General features: G+C 65.8%; 15 protein-coding genes. 3 read left to right on the top strand and 12 right to left on the bottom strand.

The annotated features are described in order from the left end of the window. The first annotated feature begins 45 nt into the window (after window positions 1-45). The 3 genes from HUK65_RS00510 (at window position 46) to lpdA (ending at window position 3528) form a co-directional block, all read left to right on the top strand. Window positions 46-1287 (top strand): MFS transporter, encoded by a 1242-nt coding sequence (locus HUK65_RS00510; RefSeq protein WP_179904162.1) that lies wholly within the window; start codon window positions 46-48, stop codon window positions 1285-1287. A gap of 124 nt (window positions 1288-1411) precedes the next feature. Next, window positions 1412-1990: a DUF924 family protein gene (locus tag HUK65_RS00505; protein ID WP_179904161.1), complete on the top strand. Its 579-nt coding sequence runs from the start codon at window positions 1412-1414 to the stop codon at window positions 1988-1990. 143 nt (window positions 1991-2133) lie between these two features. Continuing rightward, window positions 2134-3528: a dihydrolipoyl dehydrogenase gene (gene lpdA, locus HUK65_RS00500; protein ID WP_179904160.1), complete on the top strand. Its 1395-nt coding sequence runs from the start codon at window positions 2134-2136 to the stop codon at window positions 3526-3528. Between the two features lie 118 nt (window positions 3529-3646). On the opposite strand, the gene HUK65_RS00495 is transcribed toward lpdA, so the two are convergent. The 12 genes from HUK65_RS00495 to HUK65_RS00440 form a co-directional block, all read right to left on the bottom strand. Further along, the gene (locus tag HUK65_RS00495) at window positions 3647-4099 is read right to left on the bottom strand and encodes a c-type cytochrome (protein WP_179904159.1); all 453 of its coding nucleotides are present in this window, start codon (window positions 4097-4099) and stop codon (window positions 3647-3649) included. A gap of 62 nt (window positions 4100-4161) precedes the next feature. Next, entirely contained in the window at window positions 4162-5373 is a 1212-nt protein-coding gene (hemA, locus tag HUK65_RS00490) for a 5-aminolevulinate synthase (RefSeq protein WP_179904158.1), read from the bottom strand. Next, on the bottom strand, window positions 5363-6181 hold the full coding sequence (gene puhE, locus HUK65_RS00485; protein WP_327787004.1) for a putative photosynthetic complex assembly protein PuhE: 819 nt from the start codon (window positions 6179-6181) through the stop codon (window positions 5363-5365). The genes hemA and puhE overlap by 11 nt, the downstream gene beginning before the upstream one ends. 60 nt (window positions 6182-6241) lie before the next feature. Next, window positions 6242-7267: a magnesium-protoporphyrin IX monomethyl ester (oxidative) cyclase gene (acsF, locus tag HUK65_RS00480; protein WP_407692404.1), complete on the bottom strand. Its 1026-nt coding sequence runs from the start codon at window positions 7265-7267 to the stop codon at window positions 6242-6244. Window positions 7268-7344: 77 nt separating this feature from the next. Then, window positions 7345-7659 carry a hypothetical protein gene (locus HUK65_RS00475; RefSeq protein ID WP_179904156.1) on the bottom strand — a complete coding sequence of 105 codons (315 nt, stop codon included), beginning with the start codon at window positions 7657-7659 and terminating at the stop codon, window positions 7345-7347. 42 nt (window positions 7660-7701) lie between these two features. Continuing rightward, window positions 7702-8184, bottom strand: a complete 483-nt coding sequence (gene puhC, locus HUK65_RS00470; protein WP_179904155.1) for a photosynthetic complex assembly protein PuhC — start codon at window positions 8182-8184, stop codon at window positions 7702-7704. 13 nt (window positions 8185-8197) lie between these two features. Continuing rightward, complete coding sequence (gene puhB / locus HUK65_RS00465; protein ID WP_179904154.1) at window positions 8198-8869, bottom strand: photosynthetic complex putative assembly protein PuhB; 672 nt, start codon at window positions 8867-8869, stop codon at window positions 8198-8200. A 30-nt stretch (window positions 8870-8899) separates the two neighbouring features. Next, on the bottom strand, window positions 8900-9700 hold the full coding sequence (puhA, locus tag HUK65_RS00460; protein WP_179904153.1) for a photosynthetic reaction center subunit H: 801 nt from the start codon (window positions 9698-9700) through the stop codon (window positions 8900-8902). A gap of 20 nt (window positions 9701-9720) precedes the next feature. Beyond that, the gene (locus HUK65_RS00455; RefSeq protein WP_179904152.1) at window positions 9721-11160 is read right to left on the bottom strand and encodes a PucC family protein; all 1440 of its coding nucleotides are present in this window, start codon (window positions 11158-11160) and stop codon (window positions 9721-9723) included. Next, window positions 11157-11837: a magnesium protoporphyrin IX methyltransferase gene (bchM, locus tag HUK65_RS00450; RefSeq protein ID WP_179904151.1), complete on the bottom strand. Its 681-nt coding sequence runs from the start codon at window positions 11835-11837 to the stop codon at window positions 11157-11159. The genes HUK65_RS00455 and bchM overlap by 4 nt, the downstream gene beginning before the upstream one ends. Continuing rightward, window positions 11837-12733, bottom strand: a complete 897-nt coding sequence (gene bchL, locus HUK65_RS00445) for a ferredoxin:protochlorophyllide reductase (ATP-dependent) iron-sulfur ATP-binding protein (RefSeq protein WP_179904150.1) — start codon at window positions 12731-12733, stop codon at window positions 11837-11839. The genes bchM and bchL overlap by 1 nt, the downstream gene beginning before the upstream one ends. Before the next feature lie 91 nt (window positions 12734-12824). After that, a complete protein-coding gene (locus HUK65_RS00440) occupies window positions 12825-16370 on the bottom strand; it encodes a magnesium chelatase subunit H (protein ID WP_235441673.1) in 3546 nt (1181 codons plus the stop codon). Window positions 16371-16393: the final 23 nt, after the last annotated feature.

Genomic DNA, 16393 nt, shown 5'->3' with positions numbered 1-16393 from the left:
CGTCTCCGGGTATGCTACCTCTGAACGCTTGAAGGAGCGCCTTGCATGATCCGAGTTTTCGCCGCTTCCTGGCCTTTGCTGCTGGGCATGTTGCTGCTGATGATCGGCAACGGTATCCAGGGCACGTTGCTGGGTATTCGCGGGAACCTGGAAGGGTTCAGCACGCAGCAGATGTCGCTGGTGATGTCTGCCTATTTCCTGGGCTTCCTGTTCGGGTCGCGCATGGCGCCGGACCTGATCCGGCGGGTGGGGCATGTGCGGGTCTTTGCGGCGCTGGGATCGCTGATCTCGGCGGTGCTGGTGCTCTATGCGGCGGTCCCGGACTGGATTGTCTGGGTGGTGCTGCGCGTGCTGATCGGCTTCTGCTTTGCGGGGGTCTATGTCACTGCCGAAAGCTGGCTGAACAATACCGCCACCAATGAAACCCGCGGACAGACGCTGTCGCTTTACATGATCGTGCAGATGCTGGGGATCATCACCGCGCAGGGGGTGCTCAACCTGGCGGATCCGGCGGGGTTCATGCTGTTCGTGATCCCTTCGGTGCTGGTATCGCTGGCGTTCACGCCGATCCTGCTGTCGATCAGCCCGGCGCCGGCCTTTGGCAGCATCAAGCGGATGAGCTTTCGCCAGCTTTACAATGTATCCCCGCTGGGTGTGGTGGGGATCTTCCTGATGGGCGGGGTCTTTGCCGCGATCTTCGGCATGGCTGCGGTCTGGGGCGGGGTGGCCGGCCTGTCGGTGCTGGAGATCACCATCTTCGTTGCAGCGATCTATTTCGGGGGGCTGATCTTCCAGTATCCCATCGGCTGGATCTCGGACCGAATGGACCGTCGGCAGCTGATCCTGGTTGTTGCGGTCGTGGGGGCGGTGACGGCGACTCTGGCGGCGCTGTTGCCGCTGGGCTTCACGGCGCTGTTGCTGGTGGCCATGGCGATCGGGGGGATCTCGAACCCGCTCTATTCGCTGCTTCTGGCCTATACCAACGACTATCTGGAGCATGATGACATGGCGGCGGCTTCGGCCGGGTTGATGTTCGTCAACGGGCTGGGTGCGATCATCGGCCCCGTGGCGATCGGCTGGATCATGGCCTGGGTGGGGCCGGGGGGGTTCTTCCTCTATATCGGGATGCTGAGCGCCTTGCTGGCGGTCTATGCCGTGTGGCGGATGTCCCGGCGTCCGGCGCCTGCGGTCGATTCCACCGGCAGTTTCAACGCGATCACGCCGGGCACGACTGCAGTTGCCTATGAGGCGGTCATTGACGCACAGACAGAAAGCGATTCGACCTGAATCGTCACAATTGCACAACGGTTGGGCAGCTTTTTGCCGAGGACCCGCCATGCGCGTTGCGTGATTCTTGCTCGTTTGCACGCCTGCTGTCAGAATTTTTGACAGGTGTTTGCAGGAGGGTGAGATGGAAACCGCGGAACAGGTTCTGAGGTTCTGGCTGAAAGATGTCGGACCGAAGGGCTGGTATGAGGTGAGCCCGGAGCTTGATGAACAGATCAGCTCCAGGTTTGCGCCTTTGTGGGAGCGTGCGCGCGAAGGGCGTCTGACACAGTGGCAAAGCAACCCGCGCGGGGCGCTGGCCTATCTGATCGTCACCGACCAGTTTCCGCGCAACATGTTCCGGGGTGATCCGCGCGCCTTTGCCACGGACGGGCTGGCGCTGAGCGCTGCCATCCGCGCCTGCCACCACAAGCTGGACCTGCAGGTGCCCGAACCGGAACGGCAGTTCTTCTATCTGCCGCTGATGCATTCCGAAAGCCCGTTCGATCAGGACCGTTGTGTGCGGATGTTCCTGACCCGGATGCCGGAAACCGGGATGCAGAACCTGCTCCATGCGCGGGCCCATCGCAAGGTGATCCGCGATTTCGGCCGCTTCCCCTATCGCAATGACGCGCTGTCGCGCGACAGCACCCCGGCGGAGCAGGTGTTTCTGGATCGCGGCGGGTATGGTGAGGTTGTGCGCGAGCTTCAGCTCGCCGCCTGATCATCTGTGCAGGCGCCCCCTTGGGTGGCAATGTCAGCGCCGACTGCGATGTCGGCGCTGTAGCCGTGGCGCCGCGCTGCGCCGTTGCGCCGAATCCCGAAATAGTTTAATGCCAAACTATATTTTGCGGAAGGAGAGCGCGCATGGCTGCCAAAGCGTTTGATGTTGTCGTCATCGGGGCCGGTCCGGGCGGCTATGTGGCCGCAATCAGGGCCAGCCAACTGGGCAAGAAGGTGGCGATTGTCGAACGCGAAAACCTGGGCGGCATCTGCCTGAACTGGGGCTGCATTCCCACCAAGGCCATGCTGCGCTCGGCCGAGGTGTTTCACCTGATGGAGCGCGCCAAGGAGTTCGGGCTCAAGGCCGAAGGGATCGGCTATGACCTGGATGCGGTGGTGAAACGCTCGCGTAAGGTGGCGGGGCAGCTTTCCGGCGGGATCGGCCATCTGATGAAGAAGCACAAGGTGACGGTGGTGATGGGCACGGCCTCGGTCCCGGCGCCGGGCAAGGTGACGGTCAAGACCGACAAGGGCAGCGAGGAGCTGACCGCCCCGGACATCATCCTGGCCACCGGCGCGCGCGCGCGCGAATTGCCCGGGCTGGAGGCGGATGGCGATCTGGTCTGGACCTACCGGCACGCGCTGGAGCCGAAGCGGATGCCGAAGAAGCTGCTGGTGATCGGCTCGGGCGCTATCGGGATCGAATTTGCCAGTTTCTTCAACACCCTGGGCAGCGATACCACGGTGGTTGAGGTGATGGACCGGATCCTGCCGGTGGAGGATGCCGAGATCAGTGCCTTTGCCCGCAAGCAGTTCACCAAGCAGGGCATGAAGATCATGGAGAAATCCATGGTCAAGAAGCTGGACCGGGGCAAGGGCAAGGTTACCGCGCATATCGAAACCGGCGGCAAGACCGGGACGCAGGAGTTCGACACGGTGATCTCGGCCGTGGGGATCGTGGCCAATACCGAAGGGCTGGGCCTGGACGCGCTGGGCGTGCAGCTGGATCGCGGCCATGTGGTCACCGACGAATATTGCCGCACCGGGGTCAAGGGCGTCTGGGCCATCGGTGATCTGGTGGCGGGGCCGTGGCTGGCGCACAAGGCCAGCCATGAGGGCGTGATGGTGGCCGAGTTGATCGCCGGGGGCCATCCGCATCCCGTGAGGCCCGATGCGATTGCGGGCTGCACCTATTGCCACCCGCAGGTGGCCAGCGTCGGCCTGACCGAGGCGCAGGCGAAGGAGCGCGGATTGAAGGTCAAGGTGGGCCGCTTCCCCTTTATCGGCAACGGCAAGGCGATTGCGCTGGGCGAGCCGGAGGGGATGATCAAGACCATCTTCGACGAAGGTACGGGCGAACTGCTGGGCGCGCATATGGTGGGCGCCGAGGTGACCGAGTTGATCCAGGGCTATGTGGTGGGCCGGACGTTGGAGACCACCGAGGCCGAATTGATGGAGACGGTGTTCCCGCATCCGACCCTGTCCGAAATGATGCACGAATCGGTTCTGGACGCCTACGGCCGCGCCCTGCATTTCTGACGATCTGTCAAGCGGAGCGGCGTTCCGCCGCACATGACATGTCACGCCCCGCCAATGGCGGGGCGTTCCGGTTGGTGCAAAATTGCCTGCGTTGCGTCCTTGACCGGCGCCGGTGCCCTCAGCTGCCGGTGTCTTCTTCTTCACCTTCGGCAGCTGTGCCGAACTGGGCGAGGAAGGCGACGATATCCGCTGCCTCTGCTTCGGCGCGGACCCTGTGGACCATGCCGCTGCGCGCGCGGCGATCATCGAGAACCTCGCGCAGGTAGTCCTGGGGGTTCAGGAGATAGGCGACGAGGTTTTCCTCGTCCCACACAAGCCCCTCTTCGCCAGCCTGCACGATGGAGTTCTGATAGCGGAACCCTTCGACCGTTCCGGCGGTGCGTCCGACCAGGCCGTAAAGATTGGGTCCCTGGCGTCCGTTGCGCCCGGCGAGGATATCGCCATCCTCATTCTGAACGACGTGGCAGGTCTGGCACTGGCCAAAGGCGGATTCGCCCGCTGCGGGGTCCCCGGCAAGGGCCGGTGCTGCGAACAAGGTCAGAGCGGCGACGCCCGGTGCAAGTCTTTTCATGTTTTCCTCCTGTTCATTCGGTACGTTATACGGGACCGGAGCCGCGCCGGATCACTTTGCAGTCAGGCCACGGCATGGGCGATGGCGCATTGGGTCCAGAGCGTGGCCAGCGCATCGACCAGATGGTCGATATCGGCATCGCTGTGGAGCGGGCCCGGGGTGATGCGCAGGCGTTCGGTCCCCTTGGCCACGGTGGGGTAGTTGATGGGCTGCACATAGATGCCCCAGTCGCGCATCAGGATATCGCTGATCATGCGGCATTTGACCGGATCGCCGATCATCACCGGGATGATGTGGCTGTCATTGGGCATGTGCGGGATGCCATGCGCATCCAGCCGGGCGCGCAGGCGGGCCACGCGGTCGCGCTGGGCGCGGCGTTCGATGTCCGATGCTTTCAGGTGCCGGATTGATGCCGTGGCGGCGGCCGCCACCGCAGGCGGCAGGGCGGTGGTGAAGATGAAGCCGCTGGCGAAGGAGCGGATGAAGTCGCACATGGCGGTGCTGCCGGTGACATAGCCGCCCATGACGCCATAGGCCTTGCCCAAGGTGCCTTCGATCAGATCGATCCGGTGGGCGAGGCCGCGCTCTTCGGAGATACCGCCGCCGCGGGGGCCATACATGCCCACGGCGTGGACCTCATCGAGGTAGGTGAGCGCGCCATGGGCCTCGGCCACCTCGACGATCTCGCGCATGGGGCAGATGTCGCCATCCATGGAATAGACGCTTTCAAAGGCCACGATCTTTGGCCGGTCGCCCACGGCTTTCAGCTTGCGGTCCAGGTCGCGCCAGTCGTTGTGCTTCCAGATGACCTTGTCGGCGCGGCTGTGGCGGATGCCTTCGATCATGCTGGCGTGGTTCTTTTCGTCCGACAGGATCACGGCGTTGGGGATGCGCGCGCCCAGGGTGCTGAGCGCGGCCCAGTTCGACACATAGCCGCTGGTGAACAGCAGCGCCGATTCCTTGCCATGCAGATCGGCCAGTTCCGCTTCAAGCACCCGGTGCAGGTGGTTGTTGCCCGAGATATTGCGCGTCCCCCCGGCGCCGGTGCCGCATTCGCGCACGGTGTCCACCATGGCGCTGACGACATCGGGGTGATGGCCCATGCCCAGGTAATCGTTCGAGCACCAGACGGTGACCTCTTCCTCGCCGCTGGCATCGAAATGGCGGACCTTGGGGAAGGCGCCGCATTTGCGCTGCAGTTCCGCAAAGATGCGATAGTTGCCCTCGGCCTTGAGGGTTGCGAGTTCGCTTTGGAAATGGCGCTCAAAGTCCATGGCTGTCCTCTTGCAGTCTTTTTGGTTGTGTCGGTTGGGCGTCCGGCAGAAGCCAGCGCCAGAGCTTGTCATCGCGCACGCGCCAGACCATGAACCAGTGTTCCAGAAGGGCCAGGGCAGACAGGGCAGCAAGCAGGGTGAACCCCACGGTGGCACCGGGGGTGGTGGCTGAGACGATGCGTTCGATGAAACAGCCGGTGGTCAGCGCCAGCAGCGTGACCGAAACGGGGAAGAAGCCTGACACCGGCCCCTGCCGGAAATAGCCCGACAGATGGGCCAGCGGGCGGGGCAGGAAGTCGGTGTTGATGCGCGGCACGCCCAGAAACAGGTTCAGCTTGGCCGAGATACGCGCCCCGAAGAGAAGCGCGAAGGTCCAGAAGGCAAAGGCGTTTTCCGCGCCCCATGTCGCCGCGCCAAGGGTCACGAGTGTGGCCAGCAGGGCCAGTTCATGCCAGGCGATGGTGGCAAAGGCGCTCCAGAAGCGCCGCGCGCCGCGCAGGCCGGGCGGGCAGGGGGCCTGGTTCGGCCCCGTGATCACGCCCGAAAGAAACGCAAGTTCGATCCACCCCCAAAGCGCCAGCGCCGACAGGAAGGCCAGCCAGACGCCCAGCGCGGACGGATCGCCCAGCGTGGCATTCACCCCCAGCACCCCGGCGGCAAAGAGTGGCAGGCCCAGGATCACCGACAGCGTGTGCTGATCGCCATGGCCGCGATCGGCCACATGCACCCGCCACAGCAGCACGCCCGTCGATGCCCACCACAGCAGCAGGGCAGAGAGAGCGGCGAAGAGCGGGCTTTCAAGCATCATGCCTTGGCGAACCTTCGGGTGTCAGGGGCGCCGGACCCGCAAAGGGGCCCGGCGCCGGGATCAATAGGCCGGTTCCAGCCGCACGCTGGCGGGCGGAGTGCTCTTTTTCACCGGCAGCAGATAGAGACGCGCGAAGCCCATCCCGGCGCGGGCCATGCCGCCCCAGCGCTTCAGCGTGCCGCCGACGCCACCGGCGCGGGTGCCGGCCTCGACATCCTTGTAGGCGGCCTCGATCTTCTTGAGCGTGGGCATCCAGGCGGGGTGATCGATGTCCAGCTCCACCGGAAAGACCTGCCGGGCGATTTCCGAGGTCTTGCGGAACACCTCCTGGTCATACCAGTCGATATCCACCCCAAGCGCCTTGTGGAATTCAGGCCGGGCATGGTCGCGCACATACATGGTGGCGTAGACGGCGGTCAGGAAGAAGCGGATCCACAGCTTGTTGACGAAGCTTTCCGTCAGCTTGGGGTCCGTGCGCATCAGCAAGGCGAAGGCCTCGCCATGGCTGAACTCATCGTTGCACCATTCCTTGAACCACTTGAAGATCGGATGGAACCGCTTGTCGGGGTTCGCCTCCAGGTGGCGGTAGATGGTGATGTACCGCGCGTAGCCGATCTTTTCCGACAGATAGGTGGCGTAATAGATGAATTTCGGCCGGAAATAGGTGTATTTCTTGGCCTTGGTCAGAAAGCCAAGGTTCACGGCCACGCCGGCCTCGCGCAGGGCATCGTTGATGAAGCCTGCGTGGCGGGCCTCGTCGCGGGCCATGTAGTTGAACAGCTCGCAGATATCGGGGTTGTTGCCGCGCCGCTTCATCTCCTTATACAGCACGCAGCCCGAGAATTCGGCCGTGCAGGAGGAGACGAGGAAGTCGATCAGCTCACGCTTCAGGGCCGGGTCCATGGCGTCCCAATCGACCTTGTCCCAATCCGCGGTCTTCTTGAAATGGCCCTTGTTGGGGTCCGATTTCATCTGCGCGATCAGCTTGTCCCATTCCTCGCGCACCGGGGTGACGTCGATGCGGTCCAGTTCATCGAAATCGGTGGTGTAGAAGCGCGGGTTCAGCAGGGTGCTTTCCTGCGCCATGGCGTTGGTGTCGAAGCGGTCCGCGATTTCGGCGTGCAGCTCGTCATGGGCGGTGGCGGGGGTGGTGTTCTGGATGTTCATGCTGCGGCCTCCTGCTCCAGCGAGATCTCTTCCGAGAAGGAAAACTCGCACAGTTCGATGAATTCGAAATCGCCGGTCAGGCGGGTCCATTGGCGTTCCAGCCAGTTGGCCCGGGTGATGGTGGCGATCCGGTCCTCCGAGATCACCTCGCCCCAGGCGGCCAGCACGGGCGGGCCCTGGACCAGAACCTCATCCCCGGGGTGGATCACGGATCCATCGTTGAAACGCACATGGGCGTGCAGGGCTTCGAAACGGTGCGACACCTCGACGGTGCAGGGCACCTGTTCCACCTTTCTTGCAAAGAGTGACATGCTTTTGTTCCCTTGGTTTTTTGGTCGTTCAGTCAGTTGTCGTCAGTTCAGTTTCTGAATGAGCCGTTCGAACGCGGCCCTGTTTTCGGAGCCAAAGGCCCCAAGCTCGACCCGGTAGTCGGTGTAGTCGTCCAGCGCGGCCAGCCGCCCATTTTCAAAGGCGACGATCCGCAGGGGTTTTTCGATTGGCACGCCATGCAGCATCCGTTTGCGCTGCAACCCGTTTTCGATCACGGTGATGAAGCCGCCATGGGGCAGGTCGGCAACCACGGCGCCATGTTCGTCCATCACGGTCACCGCCTGGGCGTCATGGCCGATCAGGACAATCCGGTATTCAGCGGTGACGGGCGCCGCGTGCGGCACGGCCACCAGCGGACGGTCGGTCAGCACCGCCCCGGTCACCAGCGCCAGCGAGGCAAGGGCCAGCGCGAACATGCCGCGGATCAGTCCGACGGGGATCATGTCATTGCGGTCTTCGCGCTTGAAGGCCGGTTGGCGGGGGGCAAGGTTGGGATCACTGGTCATGGGATCGCTCCGGTCATTCGGCGGGCAGGGGGCTGCCTGCGGGAACGGGATGGACGGGCGCCGACGTGGCGGCGCGCGCGGCGGTGCGTTCGACAACGGGCTCGGCCAGCCGCGCCTCGGCGGCCTCGGCCAGGATTTCGGCGACAGCCTGGGCATCGGGGATGCAGCGCAGGGCCGGTTTGGTCACGCGCACATGGCCCGGGCGCAGGTGCGGCCACAGCACAAGATAGGAAAACTTGGTCTCGCCCAGCGTTTCCAGGGCGATGGTGCCGGTGCCGCCCTTGCCCAGCTTCAGATCGGCATTGGCGATCTGGCGGAAGGGCAGGTTCAGCGTGACGGTCAGCGCAGCACCAATGCGCATGGCCACCCGCGCGCTGGTGATGGTGTAGACGGTGGCGCGGGCCTGCACCCAGGCCAGCGCCATCACCACGCCCCAGGCCGCCAGGCCGAGGGTGGCATAGGGCAAGCCAAAGGCCAGCGCCCCGGCGGCCCCGGCCTCCAGCCAGCCCACCGACCCGCGCCACAGCACGATCAGCACGAAATAGCCGATGATCCAGTTGACGCGATAGGCCTCGCGGGCCAGGGCCCGGGTATCGGGCCGGCCCTGCCACAGCACCATTTCGCTTTTGGGCGGGCGCTCTGGCAGGCCGCGCACGGGCTCGAATGCGAAATCATCATGGGACATTGGGTCGGCTCCGATAGGGTCTTGGAAGGGTCAGGCGGGCTTGTTGATTTCGCCGCTCAGCAGGCGCAGCTTCGACATGAAGTTGACGCGGCCTTCGGTGCGATAGAGGTAGCCGCCGGCGTAGTAGCCCGAGATCATGTCTTCCTCGAGCTTGGTCACCTGCGTGGCCGAGGCCGTTGCAGGCACACCGGCGAAGGCGGCTGAATCGAGCGAGTTCACCACCACGCGGTCAGCCTTGATCCGGGCCATGCCCATGGGCAGAAGCCGCTTGCCGCCCTCGGTCAGTTCGATTTCGATATAGCGGACCAGCTGTTCGGGGACGTCCACCCACATGTCGCTGACGGTGCCGGCCGATTTGGCGTCATGGCCCACCACCGGCAGCCCGCGCGGATCACGCCCGGCGGCCACGGCGAAATCGCCGACCTGTGCCATGGGCTGGATCTTGGCATGGCCATGCGCGTCCAGTTCCGGCGCGTCCTGGCGCATCGCCCAGGAGGCCGGGCCAACGCCGTCGGCCATGGGGTCACCGGTGGGCACAAAGGGAAAGCCGCCGCCTTCGGTGCTGCGCGCCAGGGCAAGTTCACGCTTTTCGCGTTCGCCATCGGGGGCCTTGAACTCGCCGCCGTGATAGAGGTTGAAGGTCTTTGGCTCGGGCACCGACAGCAGCGACCCGGCAGGGCTGCCATCCTCGTTTTCCAGCGGATAGCCTTCGCGCATGTTCTCGCGCTGGATGTAGTAGATCAGGCCCGCGAAGAAGAGCCAGAACAGGTAAAGCGACACAAGTGCGAGGTCGAAATTGCCGAAGAATATCCAGCCATAGGGGGTGTCCATTGTCAGTCCTCCAGTGAACGTCAGGTCGGGAAATCGGCCAGGCCGATCCGGGTTGAATGTTTTTGCGGTTGCGGGGGCATCACGCGGGTGCGAACCAGCGGGCCAAGGATGGCCAGCGTGACGAAGAGCAGGCCGATTTCGATGTGATAGACGACGGAATAGCCGATATCCGGGGTCATCAGCCCCTCGCCCAGATAGCCGCCATTGGCCAGGCCCTGCACCAGATCGCGGATGCCGCCGCCCGCGGCCACCGACAGCCCCGCCGCCGTGGCCTGGGCCGCCCCCCAGGCGCCCAGCGCCAGACCGCCGCCGACGATCCCGCGCTTGGGCATCTCCATGGCCGCCACCAGCGTGGACACGGCAAACAGCCCCATCCCCAGCCCGATGGTGAAGGCCCCGGCAAAGAACAGCGCCTCAGAGCCCAGCGGCCCGGCAAAGATCACCGCCGAGAAGGCGCCGACCCCCACCAGAATGCCCCGCGCGGCGATGCGGAAATGGTCCATGTTGCGCGCCAGCCAGCGCGCGGCCAGCCCAAAGCCCAAGAGCGCTCCACAGGCCCAGACGGCGGTCAGCACGGTCGTTGCCGCAACCGACAGGCCCAGGATCTCGCCGCCATAGGGCTCCAGCAGCACATCCTGCATGTTGAAGGCGAACGAGCCCACGAACACCACCGCCAGCAGCCGCCCGGCCTGCCCGCCGCTCAGGTAATCGCGCCAGGCCTCCGCGAAGGGCGGGCGCGGGGCCTCGCGCTCCTCACGGCTCATGGGCTGGACCTTTTCCTGCTTCCACAGGGCGACCAGGTTCAGCCCCAGCGTGACCACGGCGCAGCCCTGAATGACGCGGATCAGCTGCAATTCGCTGAAATCGCGCAGCAGCCAGCCCACGATCAGCGCCGAAATCGCCATCCCGGCCAGGAACGTGACATAGAGCAGCGCCACCACCCGTGGGCGGGTCTCATGGTCGGCGCGGTCAGCGGCCAGGGCGATCCCGGCGGTCTGGGTCATGTGCAGGCCCAGCCCCGTCATCAGGAAGGCCAGCGCGGCCAGAACCTCGCCTGCGAAGGGCACGTCATGGACATTGTCACCCCCCAGCACGATCAGCGCGAAAGGCATGATCGCCAGCCCGCCGAACTGCCACAGGGAGCCGAACCACAAAAACGGGATCCGCTTCCACCCGATAGCCGAGCGGTGCGTGTCCGACCGGAACCCCAGCAGCGCGCGGAAGGGCGCCACCAGCACCGGCAGCGCGATCATGAAGGCCACGACCGAGGCCGCCACCGACAGCTCCACAATCATCACCCGGTTGAGCGTGCCCAACAGCAGCACCGTCGCCATCCCGACCGAGACCTGAAACAGGCTCAGCCGCAGGATCTGGCTCAGCGGCAGCCCTTCGGAGGCCGCATCGGCAAAGGGCAGCCAGCGCAGGCTTGCGGATTTCATCACGGAGCGAGGGATGATCATGCCCGCACCTCCAGACATTCGGAAATGTAGAACCCGCGCGAGACTCGCCCCGCCCGCGACAGCCCCGCCACCGGCAGGCGCCGCCAGTCCTGCGGGATCATCACCGGCGAACGGTCATTGCGCGGAAACAGCTTGCCCGCATGCCACATGGCCATCAGCAGCGCGGTGCGCGGGGCCACGGTGAACACGGCTTGCGGGCTGCGCGCGCGCAACCCCTCCAGCGCGGCGGTCAGATCGGGGGTGGTGTAATAGATCAGGCTGTCCATGGCGAGCACGGCATCGAACCGCCCCAAGCCCGCATCCAGCATGTCGCCGGCGCGGAACTCCACCTGCCCGGGCAGACCCTGCGGCAGGCGCGCCTGCGCGATCTCCACCAGCCGCGGTGAGATATCGACACCGACCACATCCGCCCCGCGCGCCGCCAGCTCCGCCGCCATGGCGCCGGTGCCGCAGCCCGCATCCAGGATCCGCGCGCCCGCCAGATCGGCCGGCAGTTGCGCCAGCATCAGCGCGCGCATGGTATCGCGCCCCTCGCGCACCGTCTGGCGAATGCGCGAGACCGGCGCGTCCGAGGTCAGCCGCTCCCAGACCCGCGTGGCAGTGCCATCGAAATAGCCCGCCACCCGGGCACGGGTGCCATTGTAGCTGTCCGAAGCAAGAGGGGCGAAGTCACGCATCAGTCAAACCCAAGCAGCTCGAAGATATCACGGTCCGGCAGGGGCGCCGGGGCCAGCGGATCGGTCCCGCGCCACAGCGTCTCGGCCAGGCGCACATATTCGGCCCGGCAGGCCAGGATGTCCGCGTCGGCCTCCATTTCGAACAGGGTCTTCTTCTTCAGGCGGCTTCGGCGGATCGCATCGACATCGGGCATGTGCCCGATCCGCTTGAAGCCGACCTTGTCGCAGAAGCGATCCACCTCATTCGTCTCGCGTGAGCGGTTGGCGATGCAACCTGCCAGCCGCACCTTGTAATTGGCCGATTTCGCCTGCACCGCGGCGATGATCCGGTTCATGGCGTAGATGCTGTCGAAATCATTGGCGGTGACGATCACCGCGCGGTCGGCATGCTGCAACGGCGCGGCAAACCCGCCGCAGACCACATCGCCCAGCACGTCAAAGATCACCACATCGGTGTCTTCCAGCAGATGATGCTGTTTGAGCAGCTTCACCGTCTGGCCCACCACATAGCCGCCGCAGCCCGTGCCCGCAGGCGGGCCGCCCGCTTCCACGCATTTCACGCCGCCCCAGCCTTCGGTGACGAAATCCTCGGCGCGCAGCTCCTCGGGGTGGAAATCGACTTCCTTGAGGATATCGATCACCGTGGGCTGCAACTGACCCGTAAGGGTAAAGGTGCTGTCATGCTTCGGATCGCAGCCGATCTGCAGCACGCGCTTGCCCATGGTCGTAAAGGCCGCCGACAGGTTGGAACTGGTGGTCGATTTGCCGATCCCGCCCTTGCCATAGATCGAAAACACCTTGGCGCCTTCGATCCGGGCCGCGGGGTCCTGATGCACCTGCACCGAACCTTCACCATCCTGCCCCTTCAGGCTCGGAATTTCATCTCTCGGGCTCATGCGTGTGTTCCCTTCATCCTTGTTCAAATATCCCGGGGGTGCGGGGGCTGGCCCCCGCTCCCGGACACGGGTGGTATGGTTTCCAATCGGGTCATTCCGCCGCAATCCCCTCCACCCGGTCCTCGATCTCATCGGCCGCCGCCTGCAGCGCGGCCAGCGTGTCGGCATCCGGCTGCCAGTAGTCGCGGTCCGAAGCCTCCAGCAGCCGCCCCGCCATCCGCGCGCTGGCCTGCGGGTTCAGCTCGGCCAGCCGCTTGCGCATGGCGTCATCCAGCACGAACGTCTCGGACAACCGCTGATAAACCCAGGGCTCGACGGTGCCGGTGGTCGCCGACCAGCCCATGGTGTTTGTCACCTGCGCTTCGATCTGGCGCACGCCCTCGGCGCCATGATTCAGCAGCCCTTCAAAGAATTTCGGGTTCAGGCTGCGCGCGCGTGTCTCCAGCGCGATCTGGTCCTGAAGCGAGCGCACCTTGCCCGCGCCCTTGGTCTGATCGCCGATATAGACCGGCGCCTCGGACCCGCGCGCGCGGCGCACGGCCCGGGCAATCCCGCCCAGCGTGTCGAAATAATGGTCCACCGTGGTGACCCCCAGTTCGACCGACTCCAGGTTCTGATAGGCCAGATCCACATTCCCCAGCGCCGCCTGCAGCAGCTTCGGCTGCGGGGCGGGGCGGCCATTGATGCCATAGGCGAAGCCCTTGCGCGCCTGATAGGCATCGGCCAGCTCGTCTTCCTCGCCAAAGGCCGAGCTGTCCACCAGCAGGTTCACGTTGGAACCATAGGCCCCTTCGGCATTGGAAAACACGCGCAGCGCGGCCGTTTCCATGTCCAGCCCCATCTGCGCGGCATAGGCCAGCGCATGGGCGCGGATGAAGTTCTGCGCCTCGGGCTCCTCGGCGGTGGCGGCCTTGAAGGCGGCCTCGGCCAGCATCCGGGTCTGCAAGGGCAGCAGATCGCGGAAGATCCCCGAAAGCGTCATCACCACATCAATCCGTGGCCGGCCCAGGTCCGAAAGCGGGATCAGATCGGCACCCGAAAGGCGCCCGAAGCTGTCAAACCGCGGTCGTGCCCCCATGAGCGCCAGCGCCTGGGCGATCGGCCCGCCATCCGACTTGATGTTGTCCGACCCCCAAAGCACCATGGCCACGCTGCGCGGCAAGGTGGGATGCGCCTCCAGCAGCCGAGTGGCCTGCGCCGCACCATCACGCAGCGCATAGGCGGTGGGCATGCGGAACGGGTCAAAGGCGTGGATGTTGCGCCCGGTGGGCAGGATGTCCGGGCTGCGGATCAGATCGCCGCCCGGGACGGGGGCGATGAACCGCCCCCCCAGCGCGCGCAGCAGGCTCGGCATCTCGCTGTCCTGCGCCAGCAGCGCCTCGGCCCGGGCGCGCGTTTCGGCGTCGCCCTCCATCTGCGCCACCATCGCGGCGCGGCCCTCGGCGGACATGGGCTTGCCCAGAATGTGCAGGCCCTCGGGGATCAGCGCGTCCTCGGTCTCCAGCAGCCGCAGCCACAGTGCCTCGGGCGGGCCGTCCAGATCCACGGCTGCCGCCTGCTCGGCGATCAGCACCTCCAGCTCGGAGCGCTCACGCGCCCCGGGTGCCAGGGCCCGCCAGCGGGTCAGGCTGTCCTTCAGCTCCTGCAGGCCCTTGTAAAGCCCGGCCTGCGCCAGCGGCGGCGTCAGATGCGTGACCGTCACCGCATTGGCCCGGCGCTTGGCCAGCGTGGCCTCGGACGGGTTGTTGGCGGCATAGAGATAGACATTCGGCAGGTTGCCCATCAGCCGGTCCGGCCAGCAGGTCCGCCCGCCGCCCGCCTGCTTGCCCGGCATGAATTCCAGCGCGCCATGCATTCCGAAATGCAGCACCGCATCGGCGCCGAAGTCGTCGCGGATCCAGCGGTAGAAGGCGGCAAAGGCATGGGTCGGGGCAAAGCCCTTCTCGAACAGCAGCCGCATCGGGTCGCCTTCGTAGCCAAAGACCGGCTGCACACCGACGAACACATTGCCGAGCTCCGCCCCCAGCACGAAGACCCCGCGCCCGTCGGACTGATCGCGCCCGGGCGCCGGGCCCCAGGCGGCTTCGATCTCGGGCAGCCACGGGGTTTCGGCCACCAGCCGGTCGGCGGGCACATGGGCGGCGACATTGGCGGGCATCCCGTGGCGCGATGCGTTGCCATGCAGCACAGCCTCGCGCAGCGCCGCGACACTGGCGGGCGGGGTCAGGTCATAGCCCTCGGCGGCCATGGCGTGAAGCGTGTTGAACAGGCTTTCGAAGACCGACAGATAAGCCGCCGTGCCCACGGCCCCGGCATTGGGCGGAAAGCCATAAAGCACCACCGCCACCTTGCGCCTGGCGACCTGGCTGCGGCGCAGACGCACCAGCCGCGCGGTCTTGTCGGCCAACTGGCCGATACGCTCGGGGCAGGGGGCCATGGCCTTTGCATGGCCGTCACAGGCGGCATGGCAGCCGCTGGGGCAGCCATCGCAGCCATCCACCCCGTGGCGCCCGGCATAGACGGTGGGGTTGGTGGCGCCGTCGATTTCGGGCAGGGCGATCAGCATGGTGGTTTCCACCGGCCCCAACCCGCCCGAGGCCGCCCATTGCCCCAGCGTCTGGAACTCCAGCGGATGGGCGGCGACATAGGGCACATCCAGCCCGGCCAGGGTGTCGACCGCGGCGGGGCTGTCGTTATAGGCCGGCCCGCCCACCAGGCTGAACCCGGTCAGAGACACCAGCGCATCGATCCTGCCCTGGTGATAGGCCTCGATCGCGGGGCGGCCGTCCAGCCCACCGGCAAAGGCCGGGACCACATTCAACCCCTGCGCCTGCAGCGCGCGGATCACCGCATCATAATGCGCCGTGTCGGACGCCAGCACATAGGAGCGCAGCATCAGCAGCCCAACGGTGCCCTGCGCCCCCGCCACCTGCGGCAGACGTGCCGGGTCCGTGCTGATACGGCCATGGTCGGGGTCGGCCATGTCGGGGTGATAGAGGCCGACATCGGGGTAATCCACCGGTGCCGCGGCGCTGACGCTGTGCCATTCGCTGCGGTTCGCGTAGCGGCCCACCAGAAAGCGGATCATGGATTCGATATTGTCGTCCGATCCGCCCAGCCAGTATTGCATGGACAGGAACCAGGCGCGCATGTCCTGGGCCTTGCCGGGGATGTAACGCAGGATCTTGGGCAGACGGCGCAACATGGCCATCTGACGCTCTCCCGAGGCCGGCTTGCCCTCCTTGGCCCCGCGCAGCTTGCGCATCAGCTTGCCCAGCGCCGAGGGCGGCGCGGCCATGTCCAGATCGCCCATGCGGGTGAGCTTGACCACCTGCGCATCGGCGATCACGCCGACAAAGGCATCGGCGCGGTCGCGCGCGGCGCGCAGGTTGGGCAGCACGGCGCTAACATGCTCTTCCAGGAACAGCAGGTTCGCCACCACAATGTCGGCGTTGTCGATGGCGGCGCGAGCTTCGGCCAGGGCCGCCGGGTTGGAGCCCCATTCGGCAGCAGCGTGGATCGAGACCTCAAGACCGGGGAAATCCGCCTCCAGCCGGGGCAGCACACGCTCGGCCGGGCCGGCGGCATGGGCGTCCAGCGTCACCACGACAAAGCGGTAGGGACGCGCGGCAAGCATCGGATCAAGATCCGGTATGAAAG

Origin of the sequence: Rhabdonatronobacter sediminivivens (assembly GCF_013415485.1) — a bacterium.
GTDB classification, from domain to species: Bacteria; Pseudomonadota; Alphaproteobacteria; order Rhodobacterales; family Rhodobacteraceae; genus Rhabdonatronobacter; species Rhabdonatronobacter sediminivivens.
The sequence above is the reverse complement of the archived record's forward strand: the minus strand, read 5'-3'. Positions and strand labels throughout refer to the sequence as shown.